A 15,612-nucleotide genomic window follows, 5' to 3' on the forward strand; every position below is an offset into this window, starting at 1 on the left:
CAGGCTCTATCCCTTACTCGATGACTTTGGGAACCAGGTACAGACCGCTTTCGGTCGACGGCGCAATGGCCTGGTAGGCGTCGCGCTGGTTGCTTTCGGTGACTTGGTCGGGACGCAGGCGCTGGCTGGCCTCCAGCGGGTGGGCCAGGGGCTCGATGCCAGTGGTATCGACCGCTTGCATCTGGTCGACCAGGCCGAGAATGCTGTTCAGGGCGTCAGTAATGCGTGGCAGTTCGCCATCATTCAGGCCCAGGCGGGCCAGATGGGCGATCTTTTCCACGTCGCAGCGTTCAAGCGCCATGAGGATCTCCAAGGGAAACAAAGAACGGAATTTGGGTCCGCAGTGAGGAACATGTCAGCTTTCTGGCGGTCTAACGGCCGCGAAATTCTGCTGGCGTGCTCGGAAAAACAGCCAATTTAACATATTGGCTCCTTGCCCAAAATCCCTGCCATTGTTAGAGTTTGCCGCACTTTTTTACCCACGCTTTCCCCAGGGTCACTTTCCCATGTTCAAGAAACTGCGTGGCATGTTTTCCAGCGATCTTTCTATCGACCTGGGTACTGCCAACACCCTTATTTACGTGCGTGAGCGCGGTATCGTCCTGAATGAGCCCTCGGTTGTTGCCATCCGTACCCATGGCAACCAGAAAAGCGTCGTCGCCGTCGGTACCGAAGCCAAACGCATGCTGGGCCGTACGCCTGGCAACATTGCAGCCATTCGTCCGATGAAAGACGGCGTCATCGCCGACTTCAGCGTCTGCGAAAAAATGTTGCAATATTTTATCAACAAGGTTCACGAGAACAGCTTCCTGCAGCCAAGCCCGCGCGTGCTGATCTGCGTGCCGTGCAAGTCGACCCAGGTCGAGCGTCGCGCCATCCGCGAGTCGGCCCTCGGTGCGGGTGCCCGTGAAGTGTTCCTGATCGAAGAGCCGATGGCCGCTGCCATCGGTGCAGGGCTGCCGGTTGAAGAGGCCCGCGGTTCCATGGTCGTCGATATCGGTGGTGGTACCACTGAAATCGCCCTGATCTCGCTGAACGGCGTGGTCTATGCCGAGTCCGTCCGTGTGGGCGGTGACCGCTTCGACGAAGCCATCGTTACCTACGTGCGCCGCAACTACGGCAGCTTGATCGGCGAATCCACCGCCGAGCGTATCAAGCAGGAAATCGGTACTGCCTACCCAGGTGGCGAAGTACGTGAAGTCGACGTACGTGGTCGTAACCTGGCCGAAGGCGTACCGCGTGCCTTCACCCTGAACTCCAACGAAGTGCTCGAAGCGCTGCAGGAATCGCTGGCGACCATCGTCCAGGCGGTCAAGAGCGCCCTCGAGCAATCGCCGCCGGAGCTTGCTTCGGACATCGCCGAGCGCGGCCTGGTGCTGACCGGTGGTGGTGCGCTGCTGCGTGACCTCGACAAACTGCTGGCCCAGGAAACCGGCCTGCCGGTAATCGTTGCCGAGGACCCGCTGACCTGCGTCGCCCGTGGCGGCGGTCGCGCCCTGGAAATGATGGACAAGCACGCGATGGACCTGCTCTCCAGCGAGTGATCACGCTTGCTGTTCACGAGCGCCCGGTTTACAGGTAGTACGCACAGTGCTACCTGTATGTGCTGCGCTGGTGCCCGTTTGGGGCGCCGTAACCGTCAATCCGCAACCAGGCTGGTGCGTTGTCCCATGTCCAATGACCTCCTGAGTCGTCCACGAGGAACGGCCCATTAAACCGCTTTTCTCCAAGGGCCCTTCGCTGGGCGTTCGCCTGCTCGTTCTGGTGGTGATGTCAGTCGCGTTGATGGTTGTCGACGCGCGCTTTGACGTGCTCAAGCCCGTGCGCAGCCAGATGGGCCTGGTGCTGATGGAGTCGTACTGGATCACCGATTTGCCGCAGCGTGCCTGGCAAGGTGTGGCCGGCCAGTTCGGTAGCCGCACCGAGCTGATTGCCGAAAACGAGAAGCTCAAGACTGAAGCCCTGCTGCTGCAGGGGCGCCTGCAGAAGCTGGCGGCCCTGACCGAGCAGAACGTGCGGCTGCGCGAGTTGCTCAACTCTTCGGCGCTGGTCAACGAAAAGGTCGAAGTGGCCGAGCTGATCGGTGTCGACCCCAACCCGTTTACCCACCGCATTCTGATCAACAAGGGTGAGCGTGATGGTGTGTTCCTGGGCCAGCCGGTGCTCGATGCCCGCGGCCTGATGGGCCAGGTCGTAGAGTTGATGCCCTACACCGCGCGGGTGCTGCTGCTGACCGATACCACCCACAGCATTCCGGTGCAGGTCAACCGCAACGGTCTGCGTGCCATTGCCAGCGGCACTGGCAACCCGGAGCGCCTGGAGTTGCGCCATGTGGCCGACACTGCCGACATCAAGGAAGGCGACCTGCTGGTCAGTTCCGGCATGGGGCAGCGCTTTCCTGCCGGTTACCCGGTGGCCACGGTCAACGAAGTGATCCACGATTCCGGCCAGCCCTTTGCCATCGTCCGCGCCATCCCCACCGCCGCGCTTAACCGCAGCCGCTATATGTTGCTGGTGTTCAGTGACCGGCGTAGCCCGGAGCAGCGCGCCACCGATGCCGCCATTGCTCAGGAGGAGGCTGACCGCAAGGGGGCTGCACCTGCTGGTCAGCCGGCCGCTACCGGTGATCAGGTTGCGCCAGCCGCTGGTACGCCGGCCGCGGCGGTCGCACCGGCAGCTCCGGTCACTCCGGTCGCGCAGCCCGCAGCCCCGGCTGCTGCACCTGCCACGCCGGCCGCACCCGCTCAACCCCGGAGGCAATGATGGCTGCATCACGCCGCAACAACGGCTGGATCATCTGGCTTACTTTCGCCATCGGCCTGCTGCTCAGTGTTTCTCCCATGCCGCAGTTCATGGAGGTGTTCCGGCCCATGTGGCTGGCCTTGCTGGTGTCGTTCTGGACCCTTGCCGTGCCGAACAAAGTCGGCATGACCACGGCATTCGTGCTGGGCCTGGCCGAGGACGTCCTGTATGGCACCCTGCTGGGGCAGAATGCGCTGGTCCTTACCCTCATCACCTTTCTGGTGCTGTCCCTGCAGCAGCGTCTGCGCATGTTCCCCATGTGGCAGCAAAGCCTGGTCATTCTGGTGATCTTTGGCATCGCCCAGTTGATCCAGCTATGGCTCAGCGCACTGACCGGCAACCGCCTGCCCACCTTGGCGCTGGTTTGGTCGGCGGTAATCAGTGCCTTGCTCTGGCCGTGGATCAGCTTTGCCTTGCGCGACCTGCGTCGACGCTTGCATATCAACTGACGGCAATGTGCCGCTGACAGGGAGATGTCTGCATGACCCCGCTATACCTGGCTTCCGGCTCGCCCCGTCGTCGTGAACTGCTGACGCAGATCGGCGTGCCATTCATTGTCATCAATGCCCCCGTCGATGAATCTCCGCTGCCCAGCGAAAGCGCCCCTGCCTACGTCGAACGCCTGGCCCGGGCAAAGGCCGCCGCCGGCCTGGCCCGTGTCGACGGGCCGGCTGTAGTGCTCGGCGCAGACACTGCCGTGGTGCTCGATGGTCGTATTCTCGGCAAACCGGAAAACCGCGAAGATGCCTTGGCCATGCTGGCTGACCTGTCGGGCCGCGAGCATCAGGTGCTGACCGCTGTTGCCCTGGACGATGGCCAGCGGGTGCACAGTTTTTGCGTTACCAGCAAGGTGCGCTTTCGCGCCATCAGTACCGATGAAGCGCAGCGCTACTGGGCCAGCGGCGAGCCGGTCGACAAGGCAGGCGGCTATGCCGTCCAGGGGTTGGGTGCGGTGTTCGTCACCGGCCTCTCTGGCAGCTACTCGGCGGTGGTCGGCTTGCCGCTCTGTGAAACGGCGGATTTGCTTGGCCAGTTCGGCATTGCCTGCTGGCAATCGCCCGCGCATACGCCAGAGGTAACAAACCCGCAGTAGCCAGCAGTGCATACGCCATCCATCATTAGAAAGAACCTTTGACGAGAGCCTGCCATGAGTGAAGAGATCCTGATCAACATCACCCCGATGGAGTCACGTGTGGCGGTGGTGGAAAACGGGGTGCTGCAGGAAGTGCACGTCGAGCGCACCCAGCGCCGTGGCATCGTCGGTAATATCTACAAGGGCAAGGTGGTGCGTGTGCTGCCAGGCATGCAGGCGGCCTTCGTCGACATCGGCCTTGAGCGCGCTGCGTTTATCCATGCCTCGGAAATTTCCCAGCGTGAAGGCTCGGCGGTAGAGAACATCACCGCACTGGTACACGAAGGGCAGGCCCTGGTGGTGCAGGTGACCAAGGACCCGATCGGCACCAAGGGTGCGCGCCTGACCACTCAGCTATCAATTCCGTCGCGCTACCTGGTGTACATGCCGCGCAGCAGTCATGTCGGTATTTCGCTGAAAATCGAGGACGAAGCCGAGCGTGATCGCCTCAAGCAGGTGGTCAGCGACTGCATGGATAGCGAGAACATCAAGGATGCCGGCGGCTTCATCCTGCGCACCGCCGCCGAAGGTGCGCGTGCCGAGGAGATCTTGCAGGACATTCGCTACCTGCGCCGCCTGTGGGAGCAAATTGGCACCCAGATCAAGACCTGCGGCGCGCCCACGGTCATTTACGAAGACCTTGGCCTGGCCCTGCGTACCCTGCGCGACCTGGTCAACCCGAAGATCGAGAAGATCCGCATCGACTCGCGGGAAACCTTCCAGAAGACTACACAGTTCGTCGGCGAGTTGATGCCGGAAATTGCCGACCGCCTCGAACATTACCCGGGCGAGCGCCCGATCTTTGACCTGTACGGCGTCGAAGACGAGATCCAGCGGGCCCTTGAGCGCAAGGTGCCGTTGAAGTCCGGCGGCTATCTGGTGGTCGACCCGGCCGAAGCGATGACCACCATTGATGTCAACACCGGGGCTTTCGTCGGCCACCGCAACCTCGAAGAAACCATCTTCAAGACCAACCTCGAGGCCGCTACCGCCATCGCCCGACAACTGCGCCTGCGCAACATTGGCGGCATCATCATCATCGACTTCATCGACATGGAAGACGAAGATCACCAGCGCCAGGTACTGCGTACCCTGGAAAAACAGCTGGAGCGCGATCATGCCAAGACCAACATCATTGGCATCACCGAGTTGGGCCTGGTGCAGATGACCCGCAAGCGCACGCGGGAAAGCCTGGAGCAGGTGCTTTGCGAGCCGTGCCTGGCCTGTCAGGGCCGCGGCAAGCTGAAAACACCCGAGACCATCTGTTACGAAATATTCCGCGAGATCCTGCGGGAGGCCCGTGCCTATCAGGCTGAAGGCTACCGTGTGCTGGCCAACCAGAAGGTGGTCGACCGCCTGCTGGATGAAGAATCAGGCAACGTGGCGGAACTGGAGGCCTTCATCGGTCGAACCATTCGCTTCCAGGTCGAGTCGATGTATTCGCAGGAACAATACGACGTGGTGCTGCTCTGAGGCCTTCTGAAACACGCCACTGCGTCGTCGGGCTGGCAAAGCCGGCAGTACCGGCCATCATGGATAAACGACTTGGAGGGCCATGGCCATGGGACGTCTGAACCGCGTTCTTGTCGCTCTGACCCGCTGGGGGTTGGGCATATGTGCCCTGCTGACAGTATTGGTAGCGCTATATGTCAGCCTCGGTCGTGAACTGGTGCCGCTGGTAGCCGAGTACCGTGCCGATGTAGAAAGCAAGGCCGAGCAGGCGCTGGGCCTGCCCGTGCATGTCGGTGCCCTGGAAGGGCACTGGAGCGGACTGGCCCCCGTGTTGCGGGTGCGCGACCTGCAATTGGGCGAAGGCGCCAAGGCGCTGCGGCTGGACGAGGTCATGGTGGTGCCCGACATCTGGGCCAGCCTCACCGCCCGCGAAGTGCGCCTGGCGCGTATTCAGCTGGGCGGGCTGCAACTGATCCTTCGCGAGAACGAGCAGGGCGCCTGGAGCCTCGAAGGCCTGCCTAAAAAGGACGATGCACCGCTGGACCCTGCCGACCTGCTGCAGCGCTTGCGCCAGCTGGGGCGCATCGATGTGTTCGACAGTCTGGTCACCCTGCACCCCTGGCAGCGCGACCCGCTGACCCTGACTTATGTGAGTGCCGGCGTGCAGGCCGGTGCCACACGCCAGGCCTTGGACCTGCGTGCCACCCTGCCCGACGGCCAGCCCCTGGCGCTGAGCCTGAACAGCCATATGTCGGCCGAAGCTTGGCGCGATGGCGAGGTAGAAGCCTATTTGAGCCTGCCGCAAAGTGACTGGGCACATTGGCTGCCGCCCCGGGTGTTGGGGCAGTGGCATGCTGATACCCTGCGGGCAGGCGGTGAGTTCTGGGTCAACTGGGGCAAGGGACAGTTGCAACGGGCCGTCGTACGGCTCAATGCTCCCAGGCTGGAGGGCGCCTATGCCGGGCGCAAGGCTGCCAACCTGAATAATCTGGCTTTTGGTGCGTGGTTCCAGCGGCGGGAGCAAGGCTTCGACGTAGTCGTCGACTCGTTGGCCATGGACCTCGGTAAGGCTCGCTGGGAGTCTCACCTGCAGTTGCAGCAGCGCCCTGGCCAGAACGCAGCCGATGAAAGCTGGCAGTTACAGGCGGACCGCCTCGACCTCACACCGCTGACCCCGCTGATCGATGCCCTGGCACCGCTGCCGGACAAGGTAAAGGATGTGGTCGATGGCTTGAAGGTAACCGGTACGTTGCGCAATGTGCGCCTCGAGGCCAGGCCCAAGGCCGAGGGTGACCAGCGCCTGCAGTTTGCAGCCAACCTGGAGAAAGTAGGCTTCGATGCTTATCACAACGCCCCGGCGGCCGGTAACGTCAGTGGCAGCATCAGGGGTGATCTGGGCCATGGCGAGCTGCGCCTGGATACCGATGCGTTCATGCTGCATCTGTACCCGATCTTCGCCAAGCCCTGGCACTACCAGAAGGCGAATGCGCGCCTGACCTGGACTTTGGACAAAGACGGTTTCACCCTGGTTGCGCCCTACCTCAAAGTGCTGGGCGAAGAGGGCAAGATCGCCGGTGACTTCCTGATTCGCCTGTTGTTCGAGGAGGGCCGCGAGGACTACATGGACCTGCGCGTCGGCCTGACCGAAGGCGATGGCCGTTATACCGCCAAGTACCTGCCCGAAGTGCTCAGCCCGGCGCTCGACGAATGGCTGCGCAGCGCTATCGTCAAAGGTGCCGTGGACGAGGGTTATTTCCAGTATCAGGGCTCGCTGAACCATGGCGCAGCGCCGGAAGCGCGCAGCATCAGCCTGTTCTTCAAGGTGCATGACGCCGCCCTGGACTTCCAGCCTGGTTGGCCACAGGTGCAGCATGTGGATGGCGATGTGTTCATCGAGGACAGTGGCGTGCGCATCATGGCCCGGCGAGGCGTGCTGCTCGACACCAAGGTCAGCGATGTGAAAGTCGATATCCCGCATGTTGACGGTGACCAGCACAGTCACCTTTATCTGGACGGCGACTTCGACGGTAGCCTGGGTGATGGCCTGAAGATTCTCAAGGAAGCGCCCATCGGCACCGGTGAGATTTTTGCCGGCTGGGAAGGTGAGGGGCCGCTGAAGGGCAAGGTCAAGCTCGATATCCCGCTGACCCATGGGCAGCGCCCAAAAGTGCAGGTGGACTTCGCCACCAGTGACGCGCGCCTGAAGGTTGCCCCGCCGAGCCTGGAGTTGAACCGCCTGAAGGGCGACTTCAGCTTCGACTTCGACAAGGGCCTTAGTGGCAAGGGCATCAGCCTACAGGCCTTCGGCAAGCCGGTAACGGCTCGAATCACCGCTGAAGGTCAGGCTGGGCAGATGCAGACCCGCATCAATGCCAATGGCCAGGTATCGCTCAAGACGCTGACTGACTGGCTGCAATTCAACCAGGCTTTGCCGGCATCCGGTGACCTGCCGTATCAGTTGCAGCTCAGTCTGGGGAGCCGGGACAACCGCCTGAGTGTCACTTCCAGCCTCAAGGGCTTGGCCATCGACTTGCCGGCTCCGTTCGGCAAAGCGGCAGCAGATACCCGTGACAGCCGTTTCAACATGAGCCTTCAGGGCCCGGAGCGGCAATTCGATGCCGCCTACGCCGACCTTGCCCGCTTTGCCTATGCTGCACCGGCCGAAAAGTTGACGCAGGGCCGTGGCGAGCTGGTGCTGGGTACAGGCGACGCCCGGGTACCTGTCAGCCAGGGGCTGAGGGTGCGCGGGCGCCTGGAGACCCTGGACCTGGCCCCTTGGCAGGAAAAGGCTGCCCAGCTTGCTGGCGACGACCCGGGTGGCAGCGCGCGGCAGAACTTGCAAAGCGTCGACCTGAGCATCGGCCAGTTGAAAGCCTTCGGCATGGACCTGAACCAGGCCGTAGTTCGCCTGGCCCGGGCCGGGCCAGCCTGGGATTTGCGCCTCGACAGCAAGGAGGTCATCGGTAACGCACGCGTACCGGATGCCAAGGGCGCGCCCATGGTCGTGCGCATGCAGACCTTGCGCCTGCCTGCCGCCAGCGCCGCTGAACAGCAGGCTGAAGACGGGCCCGACCCGCTGTCCTCGTTCGATCCGCGCAAAGTCCCGGCACTGGACCTGAGCATCGACAAGCTTTATCGAGGTGACGATCTTTACGGCAGCGCCTCGATCAAGCTGCGGCCGACCGCACGTGGCGTCAAGGCCAGTGATATCGACCTCGACCTCAAGGGGTTGCGCATTGATGGCGGTGGTGGCTGGGAGGGTGAAACGGGCAAAACCAGCAGTTGGTACAAAGGGCGCCTTGATGGCAAGAACCTGGCGGATGTGCTCAAAGCCTGGGGCTTTGCCCCGACTGTGACCAGCCGCGACTTCCGCCTGGATGTGGATGGCCGCTGGCCGGGTTCGCCGGCCGCGGTGGGCCTGAAACGCTTCTCGGGCAGCCTGGATGCAGCGCTGCGCACCGGCCAGTTCGTCGAGGTCGAAGGCAGTGCACAGGCACTGCGGGTGTTCGGCCTGCTCAACTTCAACTCGATTGGCCGTCGCCTGCGTCTGGACTTTTCCGACCTGTTTGACAAGGGCCTGGCCTATGACCGGGTCAAGGGCTTGCTGGTGGCCAGTAGTGGCGTCTACGTAACCCGCAAACCGATTACCGTGACCGGCCCGTCGAGCAACTTCGAGCTCGACGGCACGCTGGACATGGTCAGCGACCGGGTCGATGCCGACCTGCAGGTGAGCCTGCCGGTGACCAACAACCTGCCGCTGGCAGCGTTGATCGTCGGCGCGCCAGCTGTGGGTGGCGCACTGTTCCTGGTCGATCGGCTGATCGGTGACCGCGTGTCACGCTTTGCCAGCGTGCACTACCGTGTCGAAGGGCCATGGAAAGAGCCTAGAATCACATTTGTGAAACCTTTCGAAAAATCCCGCTAGGAGTACCCATGAAGGCAGCGGTAATCCAGATGGTCAGCCAGGACGACGTGCAGTCCAACCTGCAGCGTGCCGGTGCCCTGTTGGAGCAGGCCGCGTCCGGCGGCGCACGGTTGGCGGTGCTGCCGGAAAACTTTGCCGCCATGGGGCGCAAGGACGCTGCTGCCATCGGCCGTGCCGAGGCCTTGGGGGAAGGGCCTATTCTGCCATGGTTGAAACGCACCGCCCGCGACCTCAAGTTATGGATTGTTGCCGGTACCTTGCCATTGCCACCGGTCGGCCAGCCCGATGCCAAGGCCCATGCGTGCTCGCTGTTGATCGATGAACACGGCGAGGTGGTGGCACGGTATGACAAGCTGCACCTGTTTGACGTGGATGTGGCCGACAATCGGGGCCGCTACCGCGAGTCGGATGACTACGCGCAGGGTGCTCTGGTGGTGGTGGCTGATACGCCGCTCGGGCGGCTTGGGCTTAGCGTGTGCTACGACCTGCGCTTTCCCGAACTGTACAGCGCGCTGCGCGCCGCCGGCGCGGAGCTGATCACCGCACCGGCTGCTTTTACTGCAGTGACCGGCGCAGCACATTGGGAGGTGCTGGTGCGAGCCCGGGCCATCGAAACCCAGTGTTATCTGCTGGCTGCGGCACAGGGCGGCGCCCACCCTGGCCCACGGGAAACCCATGGCCATGCGATGATCGTCGACCCTTGGGGACGCATTCTCGCAGAACAGGCGCAAGGTGAAGCGGTACTGCTTGCCGAGCGCGACATTGAAGAACAAGCGTCCATTCGGGCGCGCATGCCGGTGGTATCGCACCGGCGCTTTTTTTCGCAGGGCGCGTTGCGACCTGCGCATACCTCGGAGTGACTATGAGCCAGATGTTATCCACCGTCAGTGAGCAGCTCCTGGCCCCAGGCGGCTTGACCCTGGACAGCCTGCAGAGCGTGCTGGGTGAGTTGGCTGGCCCCGGCATCGACGCCGCCGACCTGTATTTCCAGGGCCAGATCTCGGAAACCTGGGCGCTGGAAGACGGCATCGTCAAAGAGGGCAGCTTCAACCTCGACCAGGGCGTGGGCGTGCGTGCCCAGTCCGGCGAAAAAACCGGCTTCGCCTACAGCAACGCGATCAACCTTGAAGCGCTGACCTCGGCAGCCCGTGCCGCCCGTTCGATTTCCCGTGCCGGGCAAAACGGCAGGGTGCAAGCTTTCCGCAGTCAGGAGGTGGCCGCCCTGTATACCGCGGACAACCCGTTGGACGTGCTCAGCCGTGCCGAAAAGGTCGAGCTGCTTAAGCGTGTCGATGCCGCCACCCGTGCTCTGGACCCGCGCATTCAGCAAGTCAGCGTGAGCATGGCCGGGGTCTGGGAACGCATCCTGATTGCTGCGGCCGATGGCAGCCTGGCTGCCGACGTACGCCCGCTGGTGCGCTTCAATGTCAGCGTCATCGTCGAGCAGAATGGCCGTCGCGAACGTGGCGGACAGGGCGGTGGCGGCCGTACCGACTACCGTTTCTTCACCGAAGAGCGGGTCATGGGGTATGCCCGCGAGGCGTTGCGCCAGGCCCTGGTCAACCTGGAAGCGATACCGGCACCGGCCGGTACCTTGCCGGTGGTGCTGGGCTCGGGCTGGTCGGGCGTGCTGCTGCATGAAGCGGTCGGCCACGGCCTGGAAGGTGACTTCAACCGCAAGGGCAGTTCGGCGTTCAGCGGCCGGATTGGCGAGAAGGTGGCGTCGAGCCTGTGCACCATCGTCGACGATGGCACCCTCGAAGGCCGCCGCGGTTCTCTGAGCGTGGATGACGAAGGCACCCCGACCGAATGCACCACGCTGATCGAGAATGGCGTGCTCAAGGGTTACATGCAGGACAAGCTGAACGCGCGCCTGATGGGCATGGCTGTGACCGGTAACGGCCGTCGTGAATCCTACGCGCACCTGCCGATGCCACGCATGACCAACACCTACATGCGTGCCGGCGAAAGCGACCCGCAGGAGATCATCGCGTCGGTGAAGAAGGGTATCTACTGCGCCAACCTCGGTGGTGGGCAGGTGGATATCACCAGCGGCAAGTTCGTGTTCTCCACGAGTGAGGCCTACCTGATCGAAGACGGCAAGATTACCGCGCCGGTGAAGGGCGCAACCCTGATCGGCAATGGTCCGGAGGCGATGAGCCGGGTTTCGATGGTCGGTAACGACCTGGCACTGGACAGCGGGGTAGGGACGTGCGGCAAGGACGGGCAGTCGGTGCCGGTCGGGGTGGGCCAACCTACCTTGAAACTGGATGCGATTACCGTGGGCGGTACCGGGGCTTGATGGTTTCGGGAACCGTTGTGGGAGTGGCGATGCCCACTCCCACAGCGGCCCAGCCTGTCAGCGTAGCCCGCGCTGCAACTCGTCGAGGTCGCGAATGTACTTGAACACCTTGCGCGCGGCGGCAGGCGGTTTGTTCCGCGCCTTCTCGTGCTGGGCATGGCGCACCAGCGAGCGCAACTGCTGGCGGTCGGTGTCGGGGTACTCGTTGACGAAGCGCTCGAGGTCTTCGTCGTTACCGTCGATCAACCGGTCACGCCAGCGCTCCAAACTGTGGAAGCGTTCGTTGTACTGGCGAGTCGAGCTGTCCATCTGCTCGAGCAGGGCGTGGATGGCATCGAGGTCTTGCACGCGCATGAGCTTGCCGACGAACGACATGTGGCGTTTACGGGCGCCATGAGCGGTGTGCTTGCTGGCTTCGGCCAGTGCCTTGCGCAGCTCGTCGGTCAATGGCAGGCGCGCCAAGGTATCGGCCTTGAGCGTGGTAAGCCGCTCGCCGAGTTCGACCAGCGCATGGAGTTCGCGCTTGATCTGGGTTTTGCTTTTTTCGCCGTCGAAGGCGTCGTCGTTTGAATCAACCATGGTGGCAGTCCGCTAGAAATCGCCGCCATGATAACCAGTCGGGGGCCGCTTGTCCGGCCCGGTCGTAGAATGACCCCAAGCCGTACGCAGAATTTGAGTGGAGAGAACCATGAGTGCAGTCCAGAGCGTAGGTCCGAAAGACTTGCCAGCATTGCAGGAACAGGTCGAGGCGATCATCGCCGAGGCGCGTCGTCAGGGGGCCAGTGCCTGCGAAGTGGCGGTGTCGCTGGAGCAGGGGCTGTCCACCACCGTACGCCAGCGGGAGGTCGAAACGGTCGAGTTCAACCGCGACCAGGGCTTTGGTATCACCCTCTATGTCGGCCAGCGTAAAGGTTCGGCCAGCACCTCTGCCAGTGGCGCGGAGGCGATTCGCGAGACTGTCGCCGCAGCGCTGGCAATTGCCAGGCATACCTCCGAGGATGAATGCTCGGGCTTGGCCGACGCGGCGCTGATGGCGCGTGAAATCCCTGATCTGGACCTGTACCACGACTGGGATATCGAGCCCGAGAAGGCCATTGAAATGGCCCTGGCCTGCGAGGCGGCGGCGTTCGACGCCGACCCGCGCATCCTCAACGCCGATGGCACCACCCTCAATACCCACCAGGGCTGCCGCGTGTATGGCAACAGCCATGGGTTCATCGGTGGCTACGCCTCGACCCGCCACAGCCTGAGCTGCGTGATGATTGCCGAAGGCGACGGGCAGATGCAGCGTGACTACTGGTACGACGTGAACCGCCAGGGCAACCTGCTGGCCGACCCGCGCAGCATCGGCGTGCGCGCTGCCCAGCGTGCTGCCAGTCGCCTTGGCGCCCGGCCGGTGCCGACTTGCGAGGTACCGGTGCTGTTCTCGGCCGAATTGGCCGGTGGTCTGTTCGGTAGCTTCCTGTCGGCCATTTCCGGCGGCAACCTCTACCGCAAGTCGTCGTTCCTGGAGGGTACCATTGGTCAGCGTCTGTTCCCTTCCTGGCTGACCCTGGACGAGCGTCCGCATATTCCGCGTGCGTTGGGCAGCGCCGCGTTCGACGGTGATGGCCTGGCCACCTATGCCAAACCGTTTGTCGACAAAGGCGAGCTGGTGTCGTACTTGCTGGGTACCTATTCCGGGCGCAAGCTGGGTTTGCCAAGTACGGCCAATTCCGGTGGCGTGCACAACCTGTTCGTCAGCCACGGTATCGAAGATCAGGCCGCGCTGATTCGCCGCATGGGCCGCGGGCTGCTGGTGACCGAGCTGATGGGGCATGGCTTGAACATGGTGACGGGGGACTATTCCCGTGGTGCGGCGGGGTTCTGGGTCGAAAATGGCGAGATCCAGCATGCCGTGCAGGAAGTCACCATCGCCGGAAACATGAAAGACATGTTCCAGCAGATTGTCGCGATTGGCAGCGATCTTGAAACCCGCAGCAATATCCATACGGGCTCGGTGCTGATTGAGCGCATGACCGTTGCTGGTAGCTGATCGTTAGCCCGCGAACGGGCTGCTACAGGCTCTAAACTTTTTCTGCAAATCCTAAGACCCGGCCCTTGCGCCGGGTTTTTTGTTTCATCATCCCCTCTTGTAATGATTATGGTTGTCATTTAATAATCAATATCATTATCCGGTAACTCGGCGATGATGTTCATGAAACCCGTCCTCCGCGAACTGCCCTACCTGGAAAACTGGCGCTGGCTCAGCCGGCGTATTCGCTGTGCGCTCGAGCCCGACGAGCCGCGCCTGATCGAGCATTACCTGGCCGAAGGCCGCTATCTGGTGTGCTGCACCGAAACCTCGTCTTGGACGGTGGCGCTGACAGCGTTTCGCCTGCTGCTGGATACCGCCTGTGATCGCATGCTGCCTTGGCATTGGCGTTGCCTGTGCCTGGATCAGGCATGGCGTCCTCTGTTGGACCTGCGCAACCTCGACCGTCAGGAACAGAACCAGCGCTGGCAGCCCTACGCCTTGCAGTTGGCCAATTGCCGCCTGCTGCCTTCGATTTCTCCCGATGAACTGATGCAAGGATTTGATGATGAGTGATACCCGTATCGAGCGTGACAGCATGGGTGAGCTGCAGGTGCCGGCCCAGGCCCTTTACGGCGCCCAGACCCAGCGCGCGGTCGACAACTTCCCGATCAGCGGCCAGCGTATGCCGGCACAGTTCATTCGTGCCTTGTTGCTGGCCAAGGCCGCTGCGGCCAAGGCCAACGTCGAACTGGCGCAACTTTCTGCCGGGCAGGGTCAGGCTATCGTCAAGGCGGTTGAGCGACTGCTGGCCGAGGATTTCATCCAGCACTTCCCTGTCGATGTGTTCCAGACCGGCTCTGGCACCAGTTCGAACATGAACGCCAACGAGGTTATCGCCACCCTGGCTTCCCATGTACTGGGTGAGGCGGTCAATGCCAATGACCACGTCAACTGTGGCCAGAGCAGCAATGACATCATCCCGACCACCATCCACGTCAGCGCTGCGCTGGCCCTGCACGAGCAGTTGCTGCCAGCCCTGACGCACTTGGTGCAGGTGATCGAGGTCAAGTCGGCACAAGTACATCAGTACGTGAAGACCGGTCGTACTCACCTGATGGACGCGATGCCGGTGCGCATGAGCCAAGTGCTGGATGGCTGGGCTGCGCAGATCAATGCTGCCAAGGCGCACATCGAAGCGATGCTGCCGCACTTGCAGGCGCTGGCCCAGGGCGGAACCGCCGTGGGTACTGGCATCAATGCCCATCCGCAGTTCGCTGTCGGTTTCGCTCGCCAGCTCAGTGGCCTGACCAAGATCGAGTTCACGCCCGGCCAGAACCTGTTCGCCCTGATCGGCTCGCAGGACACGGCCGTGGCTTTGTCTGGCCAGCTCAAGACCACCGCCGTGGCGCTGATGAAGATAGCCAACGATCTGCGCTGGATGAACTCCGGCCCGCTGGCCGGTTTGGGCGAAATCGAGCTGCAAGCTCTGCAGCCGGGCTCTTCGATCATGCCAGGCAAGGTCAACCCGGTGATCCCGGAGGCCACTGCCATGGTCGCCGCCCAAGTGATTGGCAACGACGCGACCATCGCCGTCGCGGGCCAGGCCGGTAACTTCGAGCTGAACGTGATGCTGCCGGTGATCGCTCGCAACCTGCTGGAAAGCATCGAGCTGATGGCCAATGTCAGCCGCTTGCTGGCCGACAAAGCCATCGCCAGCTTCAAGGTCAACGAAGACAAACTCAAGGAAGCCCTCGCGCGCAACCCGATCCTGGTCACTGCGTTGAATCCGATCATCGGTTACCTCAAGGCCGCCGAAATCGCCAAGACCGCCTACAAGCAGGGGCGCCCAATCATTGATGTGGCGCTGGAGCACACCGATCTGTCCCGCGATCAGCTTGAAGCGCTGCTGGACCCGGAAAAGCTCACCGCCGGGGGTATCTGACACTGCGTCACCGCCCAGAACCCATGCCTACGGAATTCAC

Annotated in this window: 13 protein-coding genes; 11 read left to right on the top strand and 2 right to left on the bottom strand. The window is 62.6% G+C overall.

Annotated elements, in window-relative coordinates; genetic code table 11:
* Positions 1 to 13 precede the first annotated feature (13 nt).
* The gene (gene gatC / locus QCL51_RS04475) at positions 14 to 301 is read right to left on the bottom strand and encodes an Asp-tRNA(Asn)/Glu-tRNA(Gln) amidotransferase subunit GatC (protein WP_003255165.1); all 288 of its coding nucleotides are present in this window, start codon (positions 299 to 301) and stop codon (positions 14 to 16) included.
* 205 nt (positions 302 to 506) lie between these two features.
* On the opposite strand from gatC, the gene mreB reads away from it, so the two are divergent.
* The 8 genes from mreB to tldD all read left to right on the top strand — a co-directional run bounded on the left by mreB (position 507) and on the right by tldD (position 11,613).
* Positions 507 to 1,544 carry a rod shape-determining protein MreB gene (gene mreB / locus QCL51_RS04480; RefSeq protein ID WP_003255163.1) on the top strand — a complete coding sequence of 346 codons (1,038 nt, stop codon included), beginning with the start codon at positions 507 to 509 and terminating at the stop codon, positions 1,542 to 1,544.
* Between the two features lie 166 nt (positions 1,545 to 1,710).
* On the top strand, positions 1,711 to 2,763 hold the full coding sequence (mreC, locus tag QCL51_RS04485; protein ID WP_080671066.1) for a rod shape-determining protein MreC: 1,053 nt from the start codon (positions 1,711 to 1,713) through the stop codon (positions 2,761 to 2,763).
* Entirely contained in the window at positions 2,763 to 3,251 is a 489-nt protein-coding gene (gene mreD / locus QCL51_RS04490; RefSeq protein ID WP_021781843.1) for a rod shape-determining protein MreD, read from the top strand. The genes mreC and mreD overlap by 1 nt, the downstream gene beginning before the upstream one ends.
* Positions 3,252 to 3,283: 32 nt before the next feature.
* Positions 3,284 to 3,895, top strand: a complete 612-nt coding sequence (locus tag QCL51_RS04495; protein WP_021781844.1) for a Maf family protein — start codon at positions 3,284 to 3,286, stop codon at positions 3,893 to 3,895.
* A 54-nt stretch (positions 3,896 to 3,949) separates the two neighbouring features.
* Positions 3,950 to 5,407 carry a ribonuclease G gene (gene rng, locus QCL51_RS04500; RefSeq protein ID WP_021781845.1) on the top strand — a complete coding sequence of 486 codons (1,458 nt, stop codon included), beginning with the start codon at positions 3,950 to 3,952 and terminating at the stop codon, positions 5,405 to 5,407.
* Positions 5,408 to 5,489: 82 nt separating this feature from the next.
* Entirely contained in the window at positions 5,490 to 9,311 is a 3,822-nt protein-coding gene (locus QCL51_RS04505) for a YhdP family protein (protein ID WP_021781846.1), read from the top strand.
* A gap of 8 nt (positions 9,312 to 9,319) precedes the next feature.
* A complete protein-coding gene (locus tag QCL51_RS04510; protein WP_021781847.1) occupies positions 9,320 to 10,171 on the top strand; it encodes a carbon-nitrogen hydrolase family protein in 852 nt (283 codons plus the stop codon).
* Positions 10,172 to 10,173: 2 nt separating this feature from the next.
* Positions 10,174 to 11,613 (top strand): metalloprotease TldD, encoded by a 1,440-nt coding sequence (gene tldD / locus QCL51_RS04515; RefSeq protein ID WP_021781848.1) that lies wholly within the window; start codon positions 10,174 to 10,176, stop codon positions 11,611 to 11,613.
* A 57-nt stretch (positions 11,614 to 11,670) separates the two neighbouring features.
* Here tldD and yjgA read toward each other — a convergent pair whose 3' ends face one another.
* Positions 11,671 to 12,192: a ribosome biogenesis factor YjgA gene (gene yjgA / locus QCL51_RS04520; protein WP_003255152.1), complete on the bottom strand. Its 522-nt coding sequence runs from the start codon at positions 12,190 to 12,192 to the stop codon at positions 11,671 to 11,673.
* Positions 12,193 to 12,301: 109 nt separating this feature from the next.
* On the opposite strand from yjgA, the gene pmbA reads away from it, so the two are divergent.
* The 3 genes from pmbA (at position 12,302) to QCL51_RS04535 (ending at position 15,572) form a co-directional block, all read left to right on the top strand.
* The gene (pmbA, locus tag QCL51_RS04525; protein ID WP_021781849.1) at positions 12,302 to 13,648 is read left to right on the top strand and encodes a metalloprotease PmbA; all 1,347 of its coding nucleotides are present in this window, start codon (positions 12,302 to 12,304) and stop codon (positions 13,646 to 13,648) included.
* A 153-nt stretch (positions 13,649 to 13,801) separates the two neighbouring features.
* Positions 13,802 to 14,203 carry a hypothetical protein gene (locus tag QCL51_RS04530; protein ID WP_021781850.1) on the top strand — a complete coding sequence of 134 codons (402 nt, stop codon included), beginning with the start codon at positions 13,802 to 13,804 and terminating at the stop codon, positions 14,201 to 14,203.
* Entirely contained in the window at positions 14,196 to 15,572 is a 1,377-nt protein-coding gene (locus tag QCL51_RS04535; RefSeq protein ID WP_103470118.1) for a class II fumarate hydratase, read from the top strand. The genes QCL51_RS04530 and QCL51_RS04535 overlap by 8 nt, the downstream gene beginning before the upstream one ends.
* Positions 15,573 to 15,612: the final 40 nt, after the last annotated feature.

Source organism: Pseudomonas sp. LTR0 (genome assembly GCF_036630035.1).
Taxonomy (GTDB): domain Bacteria; phylum Pseudomonadota; class Gammaproteobacteria; order Pseudomonadales; family Pseudomonadaceae; genus Aquipseudomonas; species Aquipseudomonas putida_Y.

Excerpts from the sequence above, each read along its gene's own strand:
- gatC (WP_003255165.1), bottom strand. The coding sequence starts at position 301 with ATGGCGCTTGAACGCTGCGACGTGGAAAAGATCGCCCATCTGGCCCGC.
- mreB (WP_003255163.1), top strand. The coding sequence starts at position 507 with ATGTTCAAGAAACTGCGTGGCATGTTTTCCAGCGATCTTTCTATCGAC.
- mreD (WP_021781843.1), top strand. The coding sequence starts at position 2,763 with ATGGCTGCATCACGCCGCAACAACGGCTGGATCATCTGGCTTACTTTC.
- QCL51_RS04495 (WP_021781844.1), top strand. The coding sequence starts at position 3,284 with ATGACCCCGCTATACCTGGCTTCCGGCTCGCCCCGTCGTCGTGAACTG.
- rng (WP_021781845.1), top strand. The coding sequence starts at position 3,950 with ATGAGTGAAGAGATCCTGATCAACATCACCCCGATGGAGTCACGTGTG.
- QCL51_RS04505 (WP_021781846.1), top strand. The coding sequence starts at position 5,490 with ATGGCCATGGGACGTCTGAACCGCGTTCTTGTCGCTCTGACCCGCTGG.
- QCL51_RS04510 (WP_021781847.1), top strand. The coding sequence starts at position 9,320 with ATGAAGGCAGCGGTAATCCAGATGGTCAGCCAGGACGACGTGCAGTCC.
- tldD (WP_021781848.1), top strand. The coding sequence starts at position 10,174 with ATGAGCCAGATGTTATCCACCGTCAGTGAGCAGCTCCTGGCCCCAGGC.
- yjgA (WP_003255152.1), bottom strand. The coding sequence starts at position 12,192 with ATGGTTGATTCAAACGACGACGCCTTCGACGGCGAAAAAAGCAAAACC.
- pmbA (WP_021781849.1), top strand. The coding sequence starts at position 12,302 with ATGAGTGCAGTCCAGAGCGTAGGTCCGAAAGACTTGCCAGCATTGCAG.
- QCL51_RS04530 (WP_021781850.1), top strand. The coding sequence starts at position 13,802 with ATGATGTTCATGAAACCCGTCCTCCGCGAACTGCCCTACCTGGAAAAC.
- QCL51_RS04535 (WP_103470118.1), top strand. The coding sequence starts at position 14,196 with ATGAGTGATACCCGTATCGAGCGTGACAGCATGGGTGAGCTGCAGGTG.